General features: G+C 67.9%; 25 protein-coding genes. 14 read left to right on the top strand and 11 right to left on the bottom strand.

The genetic code is table 11. The features are described 5' to 3' along the window. Positions 1–58 precede the first annotated feature (58 nt). The 3 genes from V7S63_RS15485 to V7S63_RS15475 are packed head-to-tail and all read right to left on the bottom strand — an operon-like array spanning position 59 to position 2965. Entirely contained in the window at positions 59–1363 is a 1305-nt protein-coding gene (locus tag V7S63_RS15485; protein ID WP_336530860.1) for an NAD(P)H-dependent oxidoreductase, read from the bottom strand. A 25-nt stretch (positions 1364–1388) separates the two neighbouring features. Then, entirely contained in the window at positions 1389–1982 is a 594-nt protein-coding gene (locus V7S63_RS15480; RefSeq protein WP_336530859.1) for a histidine phosphatase family protein, read from the bottom strand. A gap of 8 nt (positions 1983–1990) precedes the next feature. Then, positions 1991–2965, bottom strand: coding sequence for a Bug family tripartite tricarboxylate transporter substrate binding protein (locus V7S63_RS15475; RefSeq protein WP_336530858.1), 975 nt, complete (start codon positions 2963–2965; stop codon positions 1991–1993). 144 nt (positions 2966–3109) lie between these two features. On the opposite strand from V7S63_RS15475, the gene V7S63_RS15470 reads away from it, so the two are divergent. After that, positions 3110–3922: a crotonase/enoyl-CoA hydratase family protein gene (locus V7S63_RS15470; protein WP_336530857.1), complete on the top strand. Its 813-nt coding sequence runs from the start codon at positions 3110–3112 to the stop codon at positions 3920–3922. On the opposite strand, the gene V7S63_RS15465 is transcribed toward V7S63_RS15470, so the two are convergent. Continuing rightward, complete coding sequence (locus V7S63_RS15465) at positions 3919–4398, bottom strand: YaiI/YqxD family protein (protein ID WP_336530856.1); 480 nt, start codon at positions 4396–4398, stop codon at positions 3919–3921. The genes V7S63_RS15470 and V7S63_RS15465 overlap by 4 nt on opposite strands. A 126-nt stretch (positions 4399–4524) precedes the next feature. Between V7S63_RS15465 and V7S63_RS15460 the strand changes: the two genes are divergently transcribed. The 3 genes from V7S63_RS15460 (at position 4525) to V7S63_RS15450 (ending at position 5543) form a co-directional block, all read left to right on the top strand. Then, on the top strand, positions 4525–4710 hold the full coding sequence (locus V7S63_RS15460; RefSeq protein ID WP_336530855.1) for a hypothetical protein: 186 nt from the start codon (positions 4525–4527) through the stop codon (positions 4708–4710). A 10-nt stretch (positions 4711–4720) separates the two neighbouring features. Continuing rightward, on the top strand, positions 4721–4951 hold the full coding sequence (locus V7S63_RS15455) for a hypothetical protein (RefSeq protein ID WP_091831472.1): 231 nt from the start codon (positions 4721–4723) through the stop codon (positions 4949–4951). Positions 4952–5408: 457 nt separating this feature from the next. Continuing rightward, positions 5409–5543, top strand: a complete 135-nt coding sequence (locus tag V7S63_RS15450) for a hypothetical protein (protein ID WP_274532916.1) — start codon at positions 5409–5411, stop codon at positions 5541–5543. Between the two features lie 208 nt (positions 5544–5751). Here the strand turns inward: V7S63_RS15450 and V7S63_RS15445 are convergent, their stop codons facing one another. Continuing rightward, a complete protein-coding gene (locus V7S63_RS15445) occupies positions 5752–6567 on the bottom strand; it encodes a transglutaminase-like domain-containing protein (RefSeq protein ID WP_091831478.1) in 816 nt (271 codons plus the stop codon). A 264-nt stretch (positions 6568–6831) separates the two neighbouring features. Between V7S63_RS15445 and V7S63_RS15440 the strand changes: the two genes are divergently transcribed. From V7S63_RS15440 to V7S63_RS15430, 3 genes are all read left to right on the top strand, one after another. Next, positions 6832–8034 carry a pyridoxal phosphate-dependent aminotransferase gene (locus V7S63_RS15440; protein ID WP_336530854.1) on the top strand — a complete coding sequence of 401 codons (1203 nt, stop codon included), beginning with the start codon at positions 6832–6834 and terminating at the stop codon, positions 8032–8034. 75 nt (positions 8035–8109) lie between these two features. Then, positions 8110–8682, top strand: a complete 573-nt coding sequence (locus V7S63_RS15435) for a sugar O-acetyltransferase (RefSeq protein WP_336530853.1) — start codon at positions 8110–8112, stop codon at positions 8680–8682. 65 nt (positions 8683–8747) lie between these two features. Beyond that, positions 8748–9170 (top strand): rhodanese-like domain-containing protein, encoded by a 423-nt coding sequence (locus V7S63_RS15430; RefSeq protein ID WP_336530852.1) that lies wholly within the window; start codon positions 8748–8750, stop codon positions 9168–9170. A 107-nt stretch (positions 9171–9277) separates the two neighbouring features. Here V7S63_RS15430 and trmD read toward each other — a convergent pair whose 3' ends face one another. The 6 genes from trmD to V7S63_RS15400 form a co-directional block, all read right to left on the bottom strand. After that, on the bottom strand, positions 9278–9997 hold the full coding sequence (trmD, locus tag V7S63_RS15425; protein WP_336530851.1) for a tRNA (guanosine(37)-N1)-methyltransferase TrmD: 720 nt from the start codon (positions 9995–9997) through the stop codon (positions 9278–9280). A gap of 3 nt (positions 9998–10000) precedes the next feature. After that, a complete protein-coding gene (locus V7S63_RS15420) occupies positions 10001–10672 on the bottom strand; it encodes an HAD family hydrolase (RefSeq protein ID WP_336530850.1) in 672 nt (223 codons plus the stop codon). After that, complete coding sequence (gene rimM, locus V7S63_RS15415; protein WP_336530849.1) at positions 10662–11183, bottom strand: ribosome maturation factor RimM; 522 nt, start codon at positions 11181–11183, stop codon at positions 10662–10664. The genes V7S63_RS15420 and rimM overlap by 11 nt, the downstream gene beginning before the upstream one ends. A 166-nt stretch (positions 11184–11349) precedes the next feature. Then, positions 11350–11712, bottom strand: a complete 363-nt coding sequence (rpsP, locus tag V7S63_RS15410) for a 30S ribosomal protein S16 (protein WP_091831494.1) — start codon at positions 11710–11712, stop codon at positions 11350–11352. A gap of 31 nt (positions 11713–11743) precedes the next feature. Continuing rightward, positions 11744–13312 carry a signal recognition particle protein gene (gene ffh, locus V7S63_RS15405; protein WP_336530848.1) on the bottom strand — a complete coding sequence of 523 codons (1569 nt, stop codon included), beginning with the start codon at positions 13310–13312 and terminating at the stop codon, positions 11744–11746. A gap of 122 nt (positions 13313–13434) precedes the next feature. Beyond that, complete coding sequence (locus V7S63_RS15400) at positions 13435–13584, bottom strand: hypothetical protein (RefSeq protein ID WP_158673646.1); 150 nt, start codon at positions 13582–13584, stop codon at positions 13435–13437. Here V7S63_RS15400 and V7S63_RS15395 point away from each other — a divergent pair. The 7 genes from V7S63_RS15395 (at position 13584) to V7S63_RS15365 (ending at position 17711) form a co-directional block, all read left to right on the top strand. After that, positions 13584–13997 carry a hypothetical protein gene (locus tag V7S63_RS15395; RefSeq protein ID WP_100965406.1) on the top strand — a complete coding sequence of 138 codons (414 nt, stop codon included), beginning with the start codon at positions 13584–13586 and terminating at the stop codon, positions 13995–13997. The genes V7S63_RS15400 and V7S63_RS15395 overlap by 1 nt on opposite strands. A gap of 108 nt (positions 13998–14105) precedes the next feature. Then, a complete protein-coding gene (locus V7S63_RS15390; RefSeq protein WP_336530847.1) occupies positions 14106–14693 on the top strand; it encodes a CAP domain-containing protein in 588 nt (195 codons plus the stop codon). A 64-nt stretch (positions 14694–14757) separates the two neighbouring features. After that, complete coding sequence (locus tag V7S63_RS15385) at positions 14758–14973, top strand: AbrB/MazE/SpoVT family DNA-binding domain-containing protein (RefSeq protein ID WP_091831502.1); 216 nt, start codon at positions 14758–14760, stop codon at positions 14971–14973. After that, positions 14960–15304, top strand: a complete 345-nt coding sequence (locus tag V7S63_RS15380) for a type II toxin-antitoxin system PemK/MazF family toxin (RefSeq protein ID WP_091831505.1) — start codon at positions 14960–14962, stop codon at positions 15302–15304. Before V7S63_RS15385 ends, V7S63_RS15380 begins: the two co-directional genes overlap by 14 nt. 58 nt (positions 15305–15362) lie before the next feature. Then, positions 15363–15989 carry a LysE family translocator gene (locus V7S63_RS15375; RefSeq protein WP_336530846.1) on the top strand — a complete coding sequence of 209 codons (627 nt, stop codon included), beginning with the start codon at positions 15363–15365 and terminating at the stop codon, positions 15987–15989. A gap of 10 nt (positions 15990–15999) precedes the next feature. Next, positions 16000–16599, top strand: a complete 600-nt coding sequence (locus V7S63_RS15370) for a class I SAM-dependent methyltransferase (RefSeq protein ID WP_336530845.1) — start codon at positions 16000–16002, stop codon at positions 16597–16599. Between the two features lie 53 nt (positions 16600–16652). Next, complete coding sequence (locus V7S63_RS15365; protein ID WP_336530844.1) at positions 16653–17711, top strand: MBL fold metallo-hydrolase; 1059 nt, start codon at positions 16653–16655, stop codon at positions 17709–17711. Positions 17712–17782: the final 71 nt, after the last annotated feature.

Here is a 17782-nt window from a genome sequence, read left to right as displayed (position 1 = left end):
AAGCCGGGTCAACACTATCCTCGAAACGGACCGAGTCGTGCATTCGTCGCAAGGGCGTTTACCGGTCAGCCGCCTCGAGTTCACGCCGGAGCCGCACGATCTCCGCTCTCTCGTCGAGTGTAACATCGTCACTGGTGACCACGGCCCCTGCCGCGACGTCGCGCTTCAATGTCACGCCATGCGCCAGTCCGATCGGCAGCGCCTTCGCCGCGCGGCTGGCGGCGGCTGGCATCAGTCTGCCATAAACGGTGTAGCCGCCCTCCCCATCCAGCATCTCGCCGGCCTCGAGATCGCGCTTGGCGGTCGCGACCGCATCGCCGCGCCAGCTCTTGGTCGTGCCGGTCGGCTCGCCGCGCAGCGCAGCGTTCAGCACCGAGATCGAGAGCTCCAGCCCGATCAGGTGGAAGGGCTTGTACATCGCCGCATAGAGGCCGGTGGCATCGGTCGGCAGCCCGTATTGCTTGAAGCAGGCGGCGGCGTAGGGGTTCGGCGCCTTCAGTACGACATAGACGCCCCAGCGCAGGTCGCGGAAGACCGGCCGGCCGTCGCGCTCCAGCGAGGAGACGACCTCGACCATGCCGTCATGCTCGAGCTGGCCGCCGACCGCCTTCGGCCGCAGCACATGAGCGAGATCATCGACACCGCAGGGCGGGAAGGCGAGGCCACCCTCCGGCACGTCGAGGCCGCTGGCATTGGCGATCGCCGCCATCTCGATTGCGGACTTGGTACCGTCGAGGAAGGAGTTGAACATTTGCGGGTTCATGCCGGCGGCCTTCGCCGCCTCCGGCGTCAAACCGTAATGGCTCCAGACCTCGTCCGGGGTGACGCGGTGATAGGCCGGCAGGTATTTCGTGCCCTTGCCGGCGGCCGCGACCGTGAATCCGGTCGCGCGCGCCCAGTCGACCATCTCGGCGACGAGCGCCGGCTGGTCGCCATAGGCCATGGAATAGACCACGCCGGCCGCCCTGGCCCTTGCGGCAAGGACGGGGCCGACCAGCACATCGGCCTCGACATTGACCATGACGACATGGCGCCCGGCCGCGATCGCGGCGAGCGCATGGCGGGCGCCGGCGGCCGGATGCCCGGTCGCCTCGATCACCACCTCGACACCGTCCATTTCCGCGGCGGCGACGCCGCTGTCGACGAAGCGCGTGGCGGCGATGCGGGCCTCGTCCCAGCCGACCGTGCGGCAGGCCTGACGCGCCCGCTCGGGATCGAGATCGGCGATCGCCGCGACCTCCAGCCCCTCGATATGCGGGACCTGGGCCAGGAACATCGAGCCGAACTTGCCGGCGCCGATCAGGGCGCAGCGAACGGGACGGCCGGCCTCGGCGCGGACGGCGAGCTTCGGCATCAGGTTCATCGCATCGCCCTTTTCTCGCTGGCCGTCACGGCGCAGGGATCGTGCCGCGTACCCTGATGCCTCCGTCAGACTCGCGACGCAGCACCACGACATCGCCCGACCTGGGGAATACTCCGGTCAGCGCGGTGATGTTGACCTGATGGGTCACCATCACGACCGTTCCCGCATCGCGCGGCAGGCCGGACAGCCGCCGTCGGAGCGCATTCGTTGCGGACTCGCGCTCGCCGGAGCGGCCGAAGAAGGAGTTCAGCGCCTCGGGTGCGTCCTCGACGGCCCCCAGGCTCATGAGCTGCGCGGTGTCGCGCGCCCGGCACCACTGGCTCGTGAGCACGAGGCCGACGCGCACGCCGCGCCGGCGAAACTCATCCCCGATCCGGCGGGCCTGTGCGCGGCCTTGCTCGCCAAGATTGCGCTGCGTCGCGCAGTCGCCGATCCGGAAGCCGGCCGGATCGCCGACCCCAGGAGCGTCGGCATGACGCAGCAGCGCGATGTGCCCAGGCGTGGCAAGCGCATCCCACAGGGCGTCTGCACTCTCACGCGCCGCCGCAGTCGCCGCAAACGGCAGCGTGGCGAGCGCGACCAGCACGAGCCGGCGCGGCAGCGACGCGGGCACGCCCATCGGAAGGCTCACTCCGGCTTCACGCCGGCTTCCCTGATGATCTTCTCCCAGGTCGCGATCTCCTGCTGATGGTAGGGCCGGAAGGCGGCGGGGTCGCGGATTTTGAGGGTGAAGCCGAGCTTGAGGATCTGCTCGGCGATCGCCGGCTTGGCGAGCGAGGCCAGCACGGCCTTCGACAGGGTATCGAGGACCGGCGCCGGCGTCGCGGCGGGCGCGAAGAAGGCGGCCCAGCTGTCGGCGTCGGCATCGGTCACGCCCTGCTCGCGCAGGGTCGGGATGTCCTTGGCGCGCGGATTGCGCTCCGGGCTCGCCAGCGCGATCGCCCGAAGCGTGCCGGCGTTGATCTGCTCCAGCACGGACGGCAGCGTCGAATTGGCGATGTCGATGCGCCCGCCGATTATCTCCTGCACCAGCGGCGCCGCGCCGCGGAACGGCACATGCGTCATCTTGATGCCGGTGCGCTGCATGAACAGCTCCATGGCGAGATGCGAGCCGGAGCCGACGCCGGTCGAGCCGTAATTGAGCTTGCCGGGATCGGCCTTGGCGAGCGCGATCAGCTCCTTGATGGTCTTCGCCGGCAGGTCGTTGCGCACCACGAAAGCATGCTCGAAGGCGCCGACGCCGGCAACCGGAGCGAAATCCTTGACCGCGTCGTAGCCCGGGTCCTTCAGCAGAAACATGTTGTTCCCATGCGTCTGGTTGTTGCCGAAGATGAAGGTGTGGCCGTCGGCTGCGCCATGCGCGACGGCGCGGGTGCCGACCGCACCCGAAGCGCCGGCGCGGTTATCGACGAGGACGTTCTGGCCGATCGAGGTCGAGAGATCCTGGGCGACGAAGCGCGCGATCGCGTCGGTCGGCCCGCCGGCCGGATAGGGCACGACCAGGGTGATCGGCTTCGACGGATAGCTCTGCGCCCGGACGATGGCCGGAGCGAAGACGGCGCCGGCAACGAGGCCAAGCGTGGAACGGCGGGTCAGCGACATGAACTTCCTCCCGGGAGCCCGATTGGGAGACGGGCTTTCGCGGGAGGATTACGGGCAAAGCGGGTTTGCGTCCAGCGACTGGCGCGTAAGTGGCGTCCTGTCTTAGCCTTTTTGGCAATGAGGCTTTGAGGGAGACGAGATGCCATGACGGTCCGGATCGAACGCAGCGGCAAGGTCGCGACCGTGATCCATGCGCGTCCAGAGGCTCGCAACGCCATGGATCCGGACAGCGCCATCGCCCTGACCGACGCCTTTGTCGCGCTCGATGCCGATCCGGAAACCGCCGTGATCGTGTTCTGGGGCGAAGGCGGCGCCTTCTGCGCTGGATGGGACCTGAAATACGCTCAGGCCTTCACGCAGGCCGAGCGCTTCCGCAGCGAGATCGTCGAAGGCCTCGCCTTCCCGCCGGGCGATGCGCCGCCGCCGCGCGGGCCGATGGGGCCCTCGCGCCTGGAGATGAGCAAGCCGGTGATCGCGGCCGTGGAAGGCCCGGCTGTCGCCGGCGGCATGGAGCTTGCGCTCTGGTGCGACGTCAGGGTGATGGCGCAGGACGCCTATTTCGGCGTCTACTGCCGGCGCTGGGGCATTCCGCTGATCGACGGCGGCACGGTCCGTCTGCCGCGCCTCGTCGGTCAGGGCCGCGCGCTCGAGATCGTCATGACCGGCCGCAAGGTCGAGGCCGAGGAGGCTCTGCGCATCGGGCTGTGCGAGAAGGTCGTTGCCCGAGGCGAGGCACGCGCCGCGGCCGAGGCAATGGCGCAGGAGATCGCGCGCTTCCCGAGCGGCGCCATGCTGGTCGACCGCCGCAGCGTCATCGCCGGGCATGGCCTGCCCGTCCGCGAGGCGCTGGCGCGCGAATGGGAAGGCGGCGTCCATACCATCGCGACCGAAGGGGCGGCCGGCGCCGGCCGCTTCGCCGCCGGCAAGGGCCGCGGCGGCGATTTCAGCGAGATCTAGGCGGAAAGGCCCGCCCGCTTCAATCGCTGCACCGCGACGTCGAGCGCCTGCAGGAAAGCCGAGCGATCCTTCTGCGAGAACGGCTTCGGGCCGCCGCCGATGCTGCCCATGGCGCGCAGGTCTTCCATCATGTCGCGCGTCGCCAGCGCCATGCCGATCGAGGCCTCGGTGAAGGGCTTGCCGGTCGGGCCGATCACGTCGGCGCCGGCCTTGATGCAGCGGTCGGCGAGCGGGATGTCGGCGGTGATGACGATCGCGCCGCGGGCGGCACGCTCGGCAATCCAGTCGTCGGCGGCATCGAAGTTGCCAGGCACGACGACGCGCTCGATCCAGGGCTCGCGCGGCACCTGCATGAAGCTGTTGGCGACGACGAAGACCTTGAGCCGGTGCCGCTCGGCGACGCGATAGACCTCCGGCTTCACCGGGCAGGCGTCGGCGTCGATATAGATCACGATGGTGTTGGCGGGCGCATCCATGGCGCCGGCATCGCAGCCGAGCGGCCCCCACGCAAGCCCTTATGCCCGCCTTATGCGTGCAAGCGCCTTCCGCATGGCGGCCTTATCGGGGGCGGACCTACATCATCGGCATCGATGGAGGTCGATATGTCGATGAACAAAGCCTTGTTCCGCACCAGCCAGCAGCGCCGTGCCCGCGCCGTCTATGACAGTGTCGCCAGCCGCCGCCCGGTCGTGGGGATCCTCTGTGCCGAGATGGTCGCGCTCGCCGTGTTCGCACTCGCCGCCGCCGCCGTCCTCGGCCTGCGCGCCTGGTTCGCCTTGCCGAACTGAGGACGCCGCCATGGGACAATTCAAGCCGCTGCAGCCGCTCAATGGCGAGAGCCATCTCTTCCTGGTCGGCCGGTCGAGCCACGGCTTCTGGGTCGCGCGCGACCTCGAAGGCCGCAGCGAAGGCATCTTCCGCAACCAGAAGGAGGCGGTTCGCTTCGCCCTTTCCGAGGGCGGCCATCCCAATGCCGTGCTGATCTCCCCGAACGGAGTCGAGCCCAGCTATGGTCTGGGCGTCCATTGAGGGCATGCCCGGTGCCGACAAGGCGAGCCGCGACCTCGACAGGGCGCTGCTCGCCATCTTCCTGGAAGCCGCCGGCGCACTGATCGACCAACTCGCCGGCGCCGGCATCGGCGATCCTGCCGACATCGCCCGGCGGCTCAACCGCCGCGGCTTTCCCTGTTTCGGCCGGCCACGCTGGGGCGCTGGCACTGTCGCCATGGTGCAGCGCCGCTGGGCGCTCCGGCACGCTGGGGATGGGGTGCTGCCGCGCCAAGAAAGCGCGTGCTCTCGCTGCGACTCTGCCCTAGGCTCCCCTTCTGCTTCGACTTCACGGCCCGATGTCCACGGGCCGGCCGTGGCAGTCGGAAGCCGGCCGCCATGACCTGAGCTCGCAGCCGTCCCGACCCGCTCAGCGCAGGTTCAAACCCCTTCGATTCGAAGCGGCGATGCCTGCCATTCCGACCGAAGGAGACGAGACATGGCAAAAGGCGAGCAGCGTAGCAATCGCGAGGCCAAGAAGCCCAAGAAGGACAAGCCGAAGGCGAGCGCGACCCCTCCGGCGGGCTTCGCATCGGCCGTCGCCAAGGCAGCGGCGGGTCCGAAGAAGAAATGATCCGCTTCCGCACGATCGACCCCACCCAGCCCGAGAAGCCGGCACCGCAACCGGCTCCCGTGCACGCTGTCGCAGCCGTACAGGCAGAGCCAGTGCCGGAGGACACCCCTCCGGCCACCCGCAAGGGGCTGGTCCGCAAGACGCCGCTGCGGGCGAAGAAGGCCAAGACTGCCCCACTCCTTGACAGATAGGTCCTGACGAATCGGCCTCAGGCCGCCTCGGCGACCTCGTCCGTCCAGACTTTGAACCCGGTCAGCGTGTTCGGTCCGAAGGTGGTGGCGATCGCGACATCGGCAGCATCGCGTCCGCGTGCGATCAGCACCCGGCCGATGCGGGGGACATTGTTGCGCGGATCGAACATCTGCCAGCCGCCATCGAGAAAAGCCTCGAAGGAGGCGGCGAAATCGCCCGGCGGCCAGGGTGGCGGCGTGCCGACATCGCCGAGATAGCAGGTGCAGTAGCGCGCCGGAATGTTCATCGCCCGGCAGAAGGCGATAGCGAGGTGGGCATAGTCGCGGCAGACGCCGCGCCCTTCGCGATAGGCCTCGGAGGCGCTGCGGGTGACGCTCGCGTCCATATAGTCGAAGGCGATGCGCTGGTTGACGAAGTCGCAGATCGCCTGCACCCGCGCCGCGCCCGGCGGGGTATGACCGAAAAGCTCCCAGGCGAGATCGAGCAGGCGATCGCTGTCGCAGAACCGGCTGGCGAGTAGGAAGACCAGGCACTCTTCCGGCAAGCGCTCCACCGGTACCTGCCCGGCCTTGCGGTCGAACGCCTCCGGCAGGCCGCTATCGCTGATCACCGCATCGGCGGAAATGCGCATCGTGCCCTGCGGCGCCACCAGGCGGCTGCACCAGTTGCCGAAGCCGTCGCGATAGGCAGTGACCGGCGTCGGAGGCTGGATGCGCATGTGATCCGGCGCCGAGAGATCGGAGACCCGGCTGAAATGCACGTGCAGCATCAAGATCATCGGGGTCGGCTGTGGAAAAACGTAGTCGAGTTCGTAGCCGATCCGGAGTTTCATGCATGGGCCTTCTGCGCGTCGGCGCGCTGTCGTCTTCTGGCTCCCCAGCTTGCTCTACCAAGCACGTTTCGGGCCAGGGCGATACGGTTGCGGACGTCTGCCGCGGACAGGCCGTTTTCGTTCCCCGGTCGACGGCACGCCGCGCTGCCATTCCTGTCGTTTCTGGCCACTATCAAGCAGTCTTGCTTGCAGTGCCCGCTCCGGGGGCCTAAACCACGCCCCGCGCCCGCGACGGGCGCCATCGTTCTCCCGGAGATCTGGATCATGGCTTTCCTTGCCGACGCCCTGAAGCGCGTGAAGCCGTCTGCGACCATCACCATCACGCAGAAGGCGCGCGACCTGAAAGCGCAGGGCAAGGACGTGATCTCGCTCTCCGTCGGCGAGCCCGATTTCGACACGCCGGACAATATCAAGGAAGCGGCGATCGCCGCGATCCGCCGCGGCGAGACCAAGTACACGCCGGTCGCCGGCATTCCGCAGCTGCGCGAGGCGATCACGCGCAAGCTGAAGCGCGAGAACGGCCTCGACTACAAGGCCTCGCAGACCATCGTCGGCACCGGCGGCAAGCACGTCATCTACAACGCGCTGCTCGCCACGCTGAACCCGGGCGACGAGGTGATCTGCGTCGCCCCCTACTGGGTCAGCTATCCCGAGATGGTCGCGCTCTGCGGGGGAACCCCGACCTTCTGCGAAGCCACCATCCAGAACAACTTCAAGCTCCAGCCGGCCGATCTCGAGGCCGCGATCACGCCGAAGACCAAGTGGCTGATCCTGAACTCGCCGTCGAACCCGTCGGGCGCCGCCTACACCCATGCCGAGATGAAGGCGCTGACCGACGTTCTGATGCGCCATCCACATGTCTGGATCCTGACCGACGACATGTACGAGCACCTGGTCTATGGCGACTTCAAATTCGTCACCCCGGCGCAGGTCGAGCCTGGCCTGTACGAGCGCACGCTGACCATGAACGGCGTCTCGAAGTCCTATGCCATGACCGGCTGGCGCATCGGCTACGCCGCCGGTCCGCAGCACCTGATCAACGCCATGGACCTGGTCCAGGGCCAGCAGACCTCGGGCACGTCGGCGATCTCGCAATGGGCCGCGGTCGAGGCGCTCGACGGCACGCAAGAGCACATCCCGGTGTTCAAGAAGGCGTTCGAGCGTCGGCGCGACCTCGTCGTCTCCATGTTGAACCAGACCCGCGGCCTGAATTGCCCGACGCCGGAAGGCGCCTTCTACGTCTACCCGGACTGCTCGGAGCTGATCGGCAAGACCCTGCCGAACGGCAAAAAGATCGAGACCGACGAGGACCTGGTCATGGGCCTGCTGGAGAACGAGGCGGTCGCGGCCGTGCACGGCTCCTCCTTCGGCCTCGGCCCGAACTTCCGCATCTCCTACGCCACCTCGGACGAGAAGCTGGAAGAGGCCTGCCGCCGCATCCAGCGCTTCTGCGCCGAGCTGCGCTGAGACATCGCAAGGCCGGCGGCTCGGCTGCCGGCCTCGTCCTCATCCGCGATGACATTGGAAGAGCAGCGCGCCCTGATGCTGTCGGGGCGCATGTATGACGACCTCACGCCCGAGCTGATCGCAGCCCGGGCGCGGGCGGTCGGTCTGACCGACGCCTACAACCGCAGCTTTGGAAAGCCGCAGGCCGAGCGCGAGGCGCTGCTGCGGGCTTTCCTGCGCGATGTCGGCCCCGGCGCCCATTTCGAACCGAATGTCCGCTGCGAGTTCGGCTTCAACATCTCGATCGGCCACAGCTTCTACGCCAATTTCGACTGCGTCATGCTTGATGGCGGCGAGATCACCATCGGCGACCATGTCCTGCTCGGCCCGCGCGTTGGCATCTACACCTCCAATCACGCCATCGACCCGGCCGAGCGTGTCGCCGGCGGCTGCTATGCCAGGCCGGTCAAGATCGGCAACCGGGTCTGGGTCGGCGGCGGCGTCCAGATCACGCAAGGCGTCACGATCGGCGACGACAGCATCATCGGCGCCGGCAGCGTCGTGACGCGCGATATCCCTGCCGGCGTGATCGCTGCAGGCGTGCCCTGCAAGGTGCTGCGCGCGATCACGGCGGTGGACAGGACAGGGTTTCGCTCGACGCGCCCTTGAGTGGGCTCGGTCCCATCCGGGCTTCGTGAATTGCGGCGGCCCGCACCTTTCGGTAACGCTCCGACATGAATCGTCGCGCATTCCTGCTGCTCGCCGCTCTCTGCTCGCTGCCTGCTCTTGCCGAGGCGCAGACGCCCCTGCCCTCGCTCTCCGTCCGCGAGGCGCATGAGGCAGCCAAGGCCGGCAAGCTCGTCCTCGTCGACATCCGCACGCCCGAGGAATGGGCCGATACCGGCGTGCCGGAGGGCGCGATCAAGCTCGACATGACCGGCAGCGCCTTCGAGGTCAGGCTGGCAGCCCTGAAGCTCGACCATCCCGGCAAGCCGATCGCGCTGATCTGCCGGACCGGCAACCGGACCTCGACCCTGCAGAAGACGCTCGCGGCGCGCGGCTGGAAGGAGCTGGTCGATGTTCGCGGCGGGCTGCTCGGCAATCCCAAGGACAAGGGCTGGCTGGCGGAAGGCCTGCCGGTGACGAGCTATCCCTGACACGCCTCCTTCTCCCCTCGGTGGGAGAAGGTGTCTGCGAAGCAGACGGATGAGGGCGGTGCGACCGGGTGAGAGAAGGATAGATCGAGCCTTCCTTCCCTCATCCGTCAGCGCTTCGCGCTGCCACCTTCTCCCCCGAGGGGAGAAGGATTCAAGAGATCCGGCCGCCGCTCCCTTGTAATCTGCTCCGCCTGCTCGCGCCGCCACCTTGCTATGCGGGCATGGTCGCCGGAGAGCAGCGCCTCGGGCAGGCCCCTGCCTTCCCATTCGCGCGGGCGGGTGTAGTGGGGGTACTCGAGCAGGCCGTTCTCGAAGCTCTCTTCGGTGCCGGAGGCCTCCTTGCCCATCACGCCGGGGATCAGCCGCACGCAGGCATCGAGCAACACCATGGCGGCCATCTCGCCGCCTGACAGGATGTAATCGCCGACCGAGACCTCGGTCAGCCCCCGCCCCTCGATCACGCGCTCATCGACGCCCTCGAAGCGGCCGCAGACGATGACGACGCCCTCGCCGGCAACATAGTCCCGCACCATGCGCTGGCTGAGCGGCCGGCCGCGTGGCGACATCAGCAGGCGCGGCCGGGTATCGTCGGCCGGAACCGCAGCGTCGATCGCCGCCGCCAGCACGTCGCAGCGCAGCACCATGCCGGCACCGCCACCGGCCGGCGTGTCATCGACATTGCGATGCCGCCCGATGCCATGCTCGCGGATCTGATGCGTCTCCAGCGACCAGAGCCCGCTGCGCAGGCCCTCGCCGGCCAACGAGGCGCCGAGCGGGCCGGGGAACATCTCGGGATAGAGGGTCAGGACCGAGGCGCGAAATGCCATCGTTCAAGCAAAGCGCAGCGCCGGATTGCCGTCCAGCGCCGCGTAGTCATCAACGCTGGCGATGACGTTGTCGAAAGCGGCGAAGGCCTCGGCCGGTAGCATGGTCAGCACCGCGACCGCGCGCATACCGGCGCGGCGGGCCGCCTCGACGCCGTTCGGCGCATCCTCGAAGACGATGCAGTCGGCCGGCTTGACGCCCATGCGCTCGGCCGCCGCAAGGAACATGTCGGGATGCGGCTTGCCGGGAAAGCCCTGGCTCGGCGAGACGATGGTGGCGAAGCGCTGGCGCAGGGAGAGCGTATCGAGGATCAGCGCGATGTTCGGCGGCGCCGCAGCGGTGCCGACCGCCATCGGCACGTCATGCTCGCGCGCCCGGTCGAGCAGGTCTATCAGTCCCGCGAGCGGCTTGACCAGCGGGCCGTAGGTCTCGCGATAAAGCCCTTCCTTCTCCTCGGCGAGCCGGTCGAGCTCGGCCGCGTCGACGCCGGGGAAATGCGGGCCGATGATGTCGGAGATAGCCATGCCGGCGGTGCGCGCCGAGAAGGTCGCACGCTCGAAGGGCAGGCCGTGCTTGCGGTACCAGACCTCCCAGGCGTCGTCATGGTAGCGCATATTGTCGACGATGGTGCCATCCATGTCGAAGATCAGGCCCTTGGCCGGCGTCTCAGGCAGCATCGTCATCCTCGAACAGGCCGGCGGGAGGCAGGGCCTCGATGCGCTTTGCGGCGATGTCGATGCGCGGCGCATAGGCCTTGGTGAAAGGCATCAGCACCGAGCGGCCATCTTGCGTCTCGATGTCGATGAGGTCGCCGGCGCCGTAATTGGCAACGGCGGTGACCGTGCCGAGGACGGCTCCATCAGGGCCAATGACCGTACAACCGACGAGGTCGGCCTGGAGGAACTCGTCCTCGTCCTCGGGTGCCGGCAGGCGCGAGCGCTCGATATGGAGCTTCACGCCGTTCAGGAGCTCGGCGCCCTCGCGGCTGGTCACGCCCTTGAGCCGGGCGACGACCACTTCCTTGGCTGGCCTGATATCGGCGATCTCGAAGCGCCGGCCCTTCTCGTCGACGAGCGGGCCGTATTCGGCCAGCGCCAGCGGATCGGCGGTGAAGGTCTTGATCCGGACCTCGCCGCGCACGCCATGCGGCGCGCCGACGATGCCGAGCAGGACGAGGTCGTCGCTCATCGATGGCCCTTCCGGGACAGACCGTCAGACCACAAGACCGCAGCGTCTCTCCGGTTCGTCATGCTCGCCCTTGTGGCGAGCACCCACGTCTTGAACACGACCCTGCAGGACGGAAGACGTGGATGGTCGGGACAAGCCCGACCATGACGGGAGAGGCTCACGCAGCTCACTCAGCCGCGGCTTCGGCCGGGGCAGCGCTCTTCTCGGCCTTCTTCTCGGCGCGCTCCTTGGCCTTCTCGCCGGGAACGGCCTTTTTCGGGTTGTTGCGGGCCGGACGCTTGGACACGCCGGCAGCGTCGAGGAAGCGCAGGACGCGGTCGGTCGGCTGGGCGCCCTTGGCGAGCCAGGCCTTGGCCTTCTCGAGATCCAGGATGACGCGCTCCGGCGAGTCCTTGGCCTTCATCGGGTCATAGGCGCCGATCTTCTCGATGAAGCGGCCATCGCGCGGCGAGCGGGCGTCGGCGACGACGATGCGGTAGTACGGGCGCTTCTTCGCGCCACCACGGGTCAGGCGGATCTTCAGGGACATTGCTCTTCTTCCTTTGGTTCGAGCGGTAGAATTACTTCTTCTTGAACGGGTTGTTGCCGAGGCCGGGCAGACCGCCGAGGCCGGGCAATTTCGGCATCATGCCGGCGGGCGGGGTGACGCCCTTGGGCAGACCGGGGAAGCCGCCCGGAGGCAGCGAAGGCAGGCCGCCACCGGCCCCCAGCTGCTTCTGCAGTTCAGCGAGCTGGGCCGGATCCATCTTCGAGGGGTCGGGCATACCGGCCGGCATGCCGCCGCCGCCGAGCCCGAACATGCTGCCGAGCTTGCCGAGCATGCCGCCCTTCTGGCGGGACATCTGCTTCATCATGTCCGCCATCTGGCGGTGCATCTTGAGCAGCTTGTTGATCGCTTCCGGCGAGGTGCCGGAGCCGGCGGCGATGCGCTTCTTGCGGCTGTTCTTGAGCAGGTCGGGATTGCGGCGCTCGGCCGCCGTCATCGAATTGATGATCGCGATCTGCCGGGCGATAACCTTGTCGTCCATCTTGGCGTTGGCGATCTGGTTCTTCATCTGCGCCATGCCGGGCAGCATGCCCATCAACCCGCCGAGCCCGCCCATCTTCTCCATCTGCTGGAGCTGGGTGCGCAGGTCGCCGAGGTCGAAATTGCCCTTGGCCAGACGCTGGGCCAGTTCCTGCGCCTTGTCGGCATCGACCGTGGCCGCCGCCTTCTCGACCAGGCCGACGATGTCGCCCATGCCGAGGATGCGGTTGGCGACGCGCGAGGGATGGAAATCCTCGAGCGCGTCGGTCTTCTCGCCGGTGCCGACGAGCTTGATCGGCTTGCCGGTAACGGCGCGCATCGAGAGCGCGGCGCCGCCGCGGCCATCGCCGTCCATGCGGGTCAGCACGATGCCGGTGAGGCCGACGCGGCTGTCGAAGGCGCGGGCGGTGTTGACCGCGTCCTGGCCGGTCAGCGCGTCGGCGACGAGCAGGACCTCATGGGGGTTCGTCGCCGCCTTGACTTCGGCGACCTCGGCCATCAGCGCCTCGTCGAGCGTGACGCGGCCGGCGGTGTCGAGCATGACGACGTCGTAGCCGCCGAGCTTGCCCGCCTCGACGGCGCGCCGCGCGATCTGCACGGCGCTCTGGCCGGCGACGATCGGCAGCGTCTCGACGCCGACCTGCTTGCCGAGGATGGCGAGCTGCTCCATCGCGGCCGGACGGCGCGTATCGAGCGACGCCATCAGGACCTTCTTCTTGTCCCGGTCGGTCAGGCGCCTGGCGATCTTGGCAGTGGAGGTGGTTTTACCCGATCCCTGCAGACCCACCATCAGGATCGGCACCGGCGGCACGGCGTCGAAGGTGATGCCCTCGCCTTCGCCACCGAGCGTGTCGATCAGGACGTCGTTGACGATCTTGATGACCTGCTGGCCGGGCGTGACCGACTTCAGCACCTCGGCGCCGACGGCGCGCTCGCGGACCTTGTCGGTGAAGCTGCGCACGACCTCGAGCGCGACGTCGGCCTCGAGCAGCGCCCGGCGAACCTCGCGCAGCGCGGCGTTGACGTCGTCCTCGGTCAGCGCGCCCCTGCGGGTCAGGCCCGAGAGGATGCCGGAAAGTCTGTCGCTCAGCGTGCCGAACATGCGGCGATTGCCCTATCCTTGTTTGCCGGCGTCGGCCGCAAGAACCAACATGACCGCCAAACGGTTTCGCGCCCGAGGGCGCAGACGCGCTGTCGGGCGTTGACCTCCGGGCTCATGGTAGCTCAGCGAGCGGCCCGGTCGGCGGATGAGGTTTCGGCGATGTCGGCGAAACGAATGCGCGCGTTAAAGCGGACAAATGCGGCGAAAGTCAAGCTGAAGCGCACAAGCGGCGGCTGCGCCAGCCCTGCGCGATCCTCATCACGGAGATACAATGAAGCTTCCGGTCCTCGCCGCCGCCTTGTTCGCGCTCGGCCTCACCCAGGCGCAGGCGCAGTCCTGCGAAGGCAATTTCTCCGTGGTCGGCACGCCGATGCTGACCGGCCTGACCTACAAGACCTGGGACATCGTGCAGAAGCGCGCGCCGGCGCGGGTGCTGAAGGATCTTGGCGCCGCCGTCTCGGCCGAAGGATTCGCCGACATGCGGATCGACAATGCGACCAGCTCCGTCCTCGCCATTCAGGAGACCTCGGGCTCCGGCCGGCCACAGACCCTGCGCATCACCGCCCGCAAGAGTGGCAGCGGTACGCGGGTCGATGCGGTCTTCGTCGTCCAGCAGGGCCAGGTCGCTCCCGAAGGTTACGTTCGCGACGCGCTCTGCCGGGTGATCTCCGGCGCGCAGGGCTGATCCTGCGCAAGACGCGGCGTCTCGCTCAGGCGGCGCCGCGACAATCCTGCCAGAATCCGCCATTAGGCGGATACGCCAGCCGATTGTGCCTGACAGGATCCCTCATAGATGACGACGCATTCGGGCGCAGCCTTCCTGACCGCCTTGCTCCTGGCCGGATGCGCCGGGGCGCCGCGCGAAACCACGGCGCCGAGCCCGCGCAAGATCGAGCGCCTCGCCGCAGTGAAGGTCGATCCGGCCGAGGCGGTGCGCATCCTCAACGCCTATCGCGCCGGCAAGGGCCTCGGCCCAGTGAGGCTCGACTCGACGCTGACTACGATGGCCCAGCGCCAGTCCGACGCGATGGCCGCCAGCGACGACCTTTCCCACAGCGCCGCCGGCAGCTTCAATTCCCGCGTCAGCGCCGCCGGCCTCGACACGGTGCGCGCCGCGGAGAATCTCGGCGCCGGCTACTACTCGACGCAAGAGGCCTTCGACGGCTGGAAGAAATCCTCCGGCCACGAAGCCAACCTGTCGATGCCGCAGGCGACGCGCATCGGCCTTGCCCTCGCAAAGAACCCGCAGACCCGCTACGGCGCCTGGTGGACGCTTGTACTGGCGGGCGATCCGGAGAAGCGGCAGGAGATGTCGGCAGGGCCCCTGGTGCCGGCGCGCGGCAGCGGGACAACGACCTTTCGCTGGGGCGCGCCGCTTTAGGACGTCATCGCGGACGGATTGCAGAAAGAAAGGAAATTCCTTACCTATCCAACAGGAGGTTGCGATGATCACGAGCAAGCTGACGAGCAAGGCGCAGACGACGATCCCGCAACCAGTCCGCGCCGCCCTCAAGCTCAGGGATGGCGACGAGATCGCCTATGTGATCGCCGACGATCATGTCGTGATCAGCAAGGCGACCTCGCCGGCTGCCGAAGACCCATTCGCGACGTTCGGCGAATGGGACAGCGAGGCGGATCGGAAGGCTTATGCCGGTCTTTGAGCAGGGCGACGTCGTCCGCGTCCCCTTTCCCTATACCGATCGCGCGACGCGCCAGCATCGGCCGGCACTGGTCGTGTCGGCCGGCGGCATTGGAGACGGCGAGGCACTACTCTGGGTCGCGATGATCACGAGCGCCGAGAACCGCCCCTGGCCCGGTGACGTGCCACTGGGAGCGCGATACCGCGAAGCGGGCCTGCCGGCGCCATCGACGATCCGCCCCTGCAAGATCGCCACGATCGAGGCTCGCCATGCGCAGGCGATCGGCCGCGTCGACGACGGGCAACTTGTCGACGTAATCACGGCAATGAGCGGCTATCTGCGCGCAAAATAGCACTTTACAAACATCCCGTCCTGGTGATGGCTCTGGTCTTTAGCGGAGCCTCTACACCATGACCTTCGAAGCCTGGGCCGCCTTCGCCGCCGCCACAGCCGTCCTCCTCGTCATTCCCGGGCCGACCATTCTCCTGGTGATCTCCTACGCACTCGGCCAGGGCTGGCGCACGGCGCTGCCGATGGCGGTCGGCGTCGCGCTCGGCGACTTCACCGCGATGACCTTGTCCATGCTCGGCGTCGGTGCGCTGCTGGCGACCTCGGCGACGATCTTCACCGCGTTGAAATGGGCGGGCGCGGCCTATCTGATCTATCTCGGCGTCAAGCTCTTCCGGGCCGGCGGCAGTCTCGATGCCGAACCGCGCCGGGACGCAAGCTCGGCGCTGAAAATGCTCGGCCATGCCTGGCTGGTGACGGCGCTGAACCCGAAGAGCATCACCTTCTTCGTCGCCTTCCTGCCGCAGTTCCTCGATCCGAAGGCCGATTTCTGGACGCAGATGCTGATCTTCGAGGCGACCTTCATCACCCTCGCCTTCGCCAACGCCTTCGGCTACGCGCTGATCGCCTCGCGCGCCCGCACGCTTGTCGGCAATCCCCGTGCGATAGGTCTGTTCAACAAGGCCGGCGGCACGCTGCTGATCGGCGCCGGCATCGCCACCGTCGCGGTGCGCTCGGGCATCAACTGAGGGCTCACGCATGAGCGGACGCGACGCGGATACGCTCGGCTTCTACGCGGCCGAGGCACAGGTCTATGCCGGGCGCGCCCGCGAACTCGGCGAAGCGCGGTTGCGACGCTTCACCGAAATCATACCAACGGGCGGCCAGGTGCTCGAACTCGGCTGTGGCGGTGGCCAGGACAGCGAAGCCCTGCTCGGGCTCGGCCTCGACGTCAGCCCGACCGACGGCTCGCCCGAACTCGCCGCACAGGCGCAAAAGCGCCTCGGCCGGCCGGTCTCCGTGCTGCTGTTCGAAAACCTCGTGGCAGAAGCTGCCTTCGACGGGGTCTGGGCCAATGCCTGTCTGCTGCATGTCCCGCGGCCGGCCCTGCCCGGCATCGTCGCGAGAGTGCACCGGGCCTTGCGGCCGGGCGGCGTCTTCTACGCCAGCTACAAGGCCGGCGAGGCGGAAGGCCGCGACCGCTTCGGCCGCTACTACAACTATCCGGATGCCGACTGGCTGCGCACGGCCTACGGCCACGGCAGCTGGAGCCGCATCGATATCGAGGAGGATCTGGGTGGCGGCTACGACCAGGAGCCGACGCGCTGGCTGCACGCGACGGCGATCAAGTTGTCTTGAAACCGACGGCGCGGTCTTGACGCTGCGCGATACGCGCACGACCTGACTATGCCATGACACGCCGCAAGCTCCTGCGCCTTCTCGGCATCCCCGCCCTTCTTGGCTCCTCCGGTTTCGCCTGGGCCTCCTATGCGCGCTCGCGCAATCCCTATTACCAGGGCCCGGTCAACGACCATTTCGACGGTCTGGTCTTCACCGACGGCCGGCCGGTCACCAAGGGCTTGGCCGATGTGCTGCGCTGGCAGTTCTCGAAACGCGAGCGCGAGGCCTTTCCGGCGCAATACGAGGCCCCGCCGCAGGACAAACCGCCGGCTCGCGTCGAAGGCTTGCGCGTCGTCCATCTCGGCCACGCCTCGTTCCTCTACCAGGTCGCCGGCCTCAACATCCTGATCGACCCGGTCTTTTCCGAACGCGCCAGCCCGTTCTCCTTCTTCGGGCCCAAGCGCGTGAACGCCCCTGGTGTCGCCTTCGCCGACCTGCCGAAGATCGACGTCGTGCTGGTGACGCACAACCATTACGACCATCTCGACGTCGAGACGCTGGCGCAGGTCCATGCCCGCGACAACCCGCGCATGATCATGCCGCTCGGCAACGATGTGATCGTCAAGGCGCGCGAGGCGAGCGTTCGCGCCGAGGCGCATGACTGGGATACGCGGCTCGAATTGTCCGACAAGGTCGCGACCACGCTGGTGCCGAGCTATCACTGGTCGGCGCGCGGCGCCTTCGACCGGCGCATGGCGCTGTGGTGCTCCTTCGTGATCGAGACCCCGGGCGGCAAGCTCTTCCATATCGGCGACACCGGCTATCATGACGGCTCGCTCTATGAGCGGCTCGGCCGGGAGCACGGCCCGTTCCGCCTGGCGGCGCTGCCGATCGGCGCCTATGAGCCGCGCTGGTTCATGAGCGACAACCACATGAACCCTGAGGAAGCGGTCAAGGTGATGCGCTCTCTGCGCGCCGAGCAGGCTCTCGGTCACCATTGGGGCACTTTCCAGCTCACGGACGAAGGCGTCACCCGCCCACCCGAGGCGCTTACGGTCGCGCTGCAGCAGGCTGGATTGCCCGAGGAGCGCTTCCGGCCGATGCGGCCTGGGCTGGTGTGGGAGGCGTGAACACCTAAGTCGACTCGGTCGTCGCGGGCGACCGGAGGGAGACCCGGAACCCTTTTCGGATAGGCTCAGGC

The sequence above is a fragment of the Allobosea sp. CCNWLY174 genome, from assembly GCF_037120455.1.
Classification (GTDB): Bacteria; Pseudomonadota; Alphaproteobacteria; order Rhizobiales; family Beijerinckiaceae; genus Allobosea; species Allobosea lupini.
Note: the sequence above shows the minus strand (reverse complement) of the source record. Positions and strands in the feature narration are given on the sequence as shown.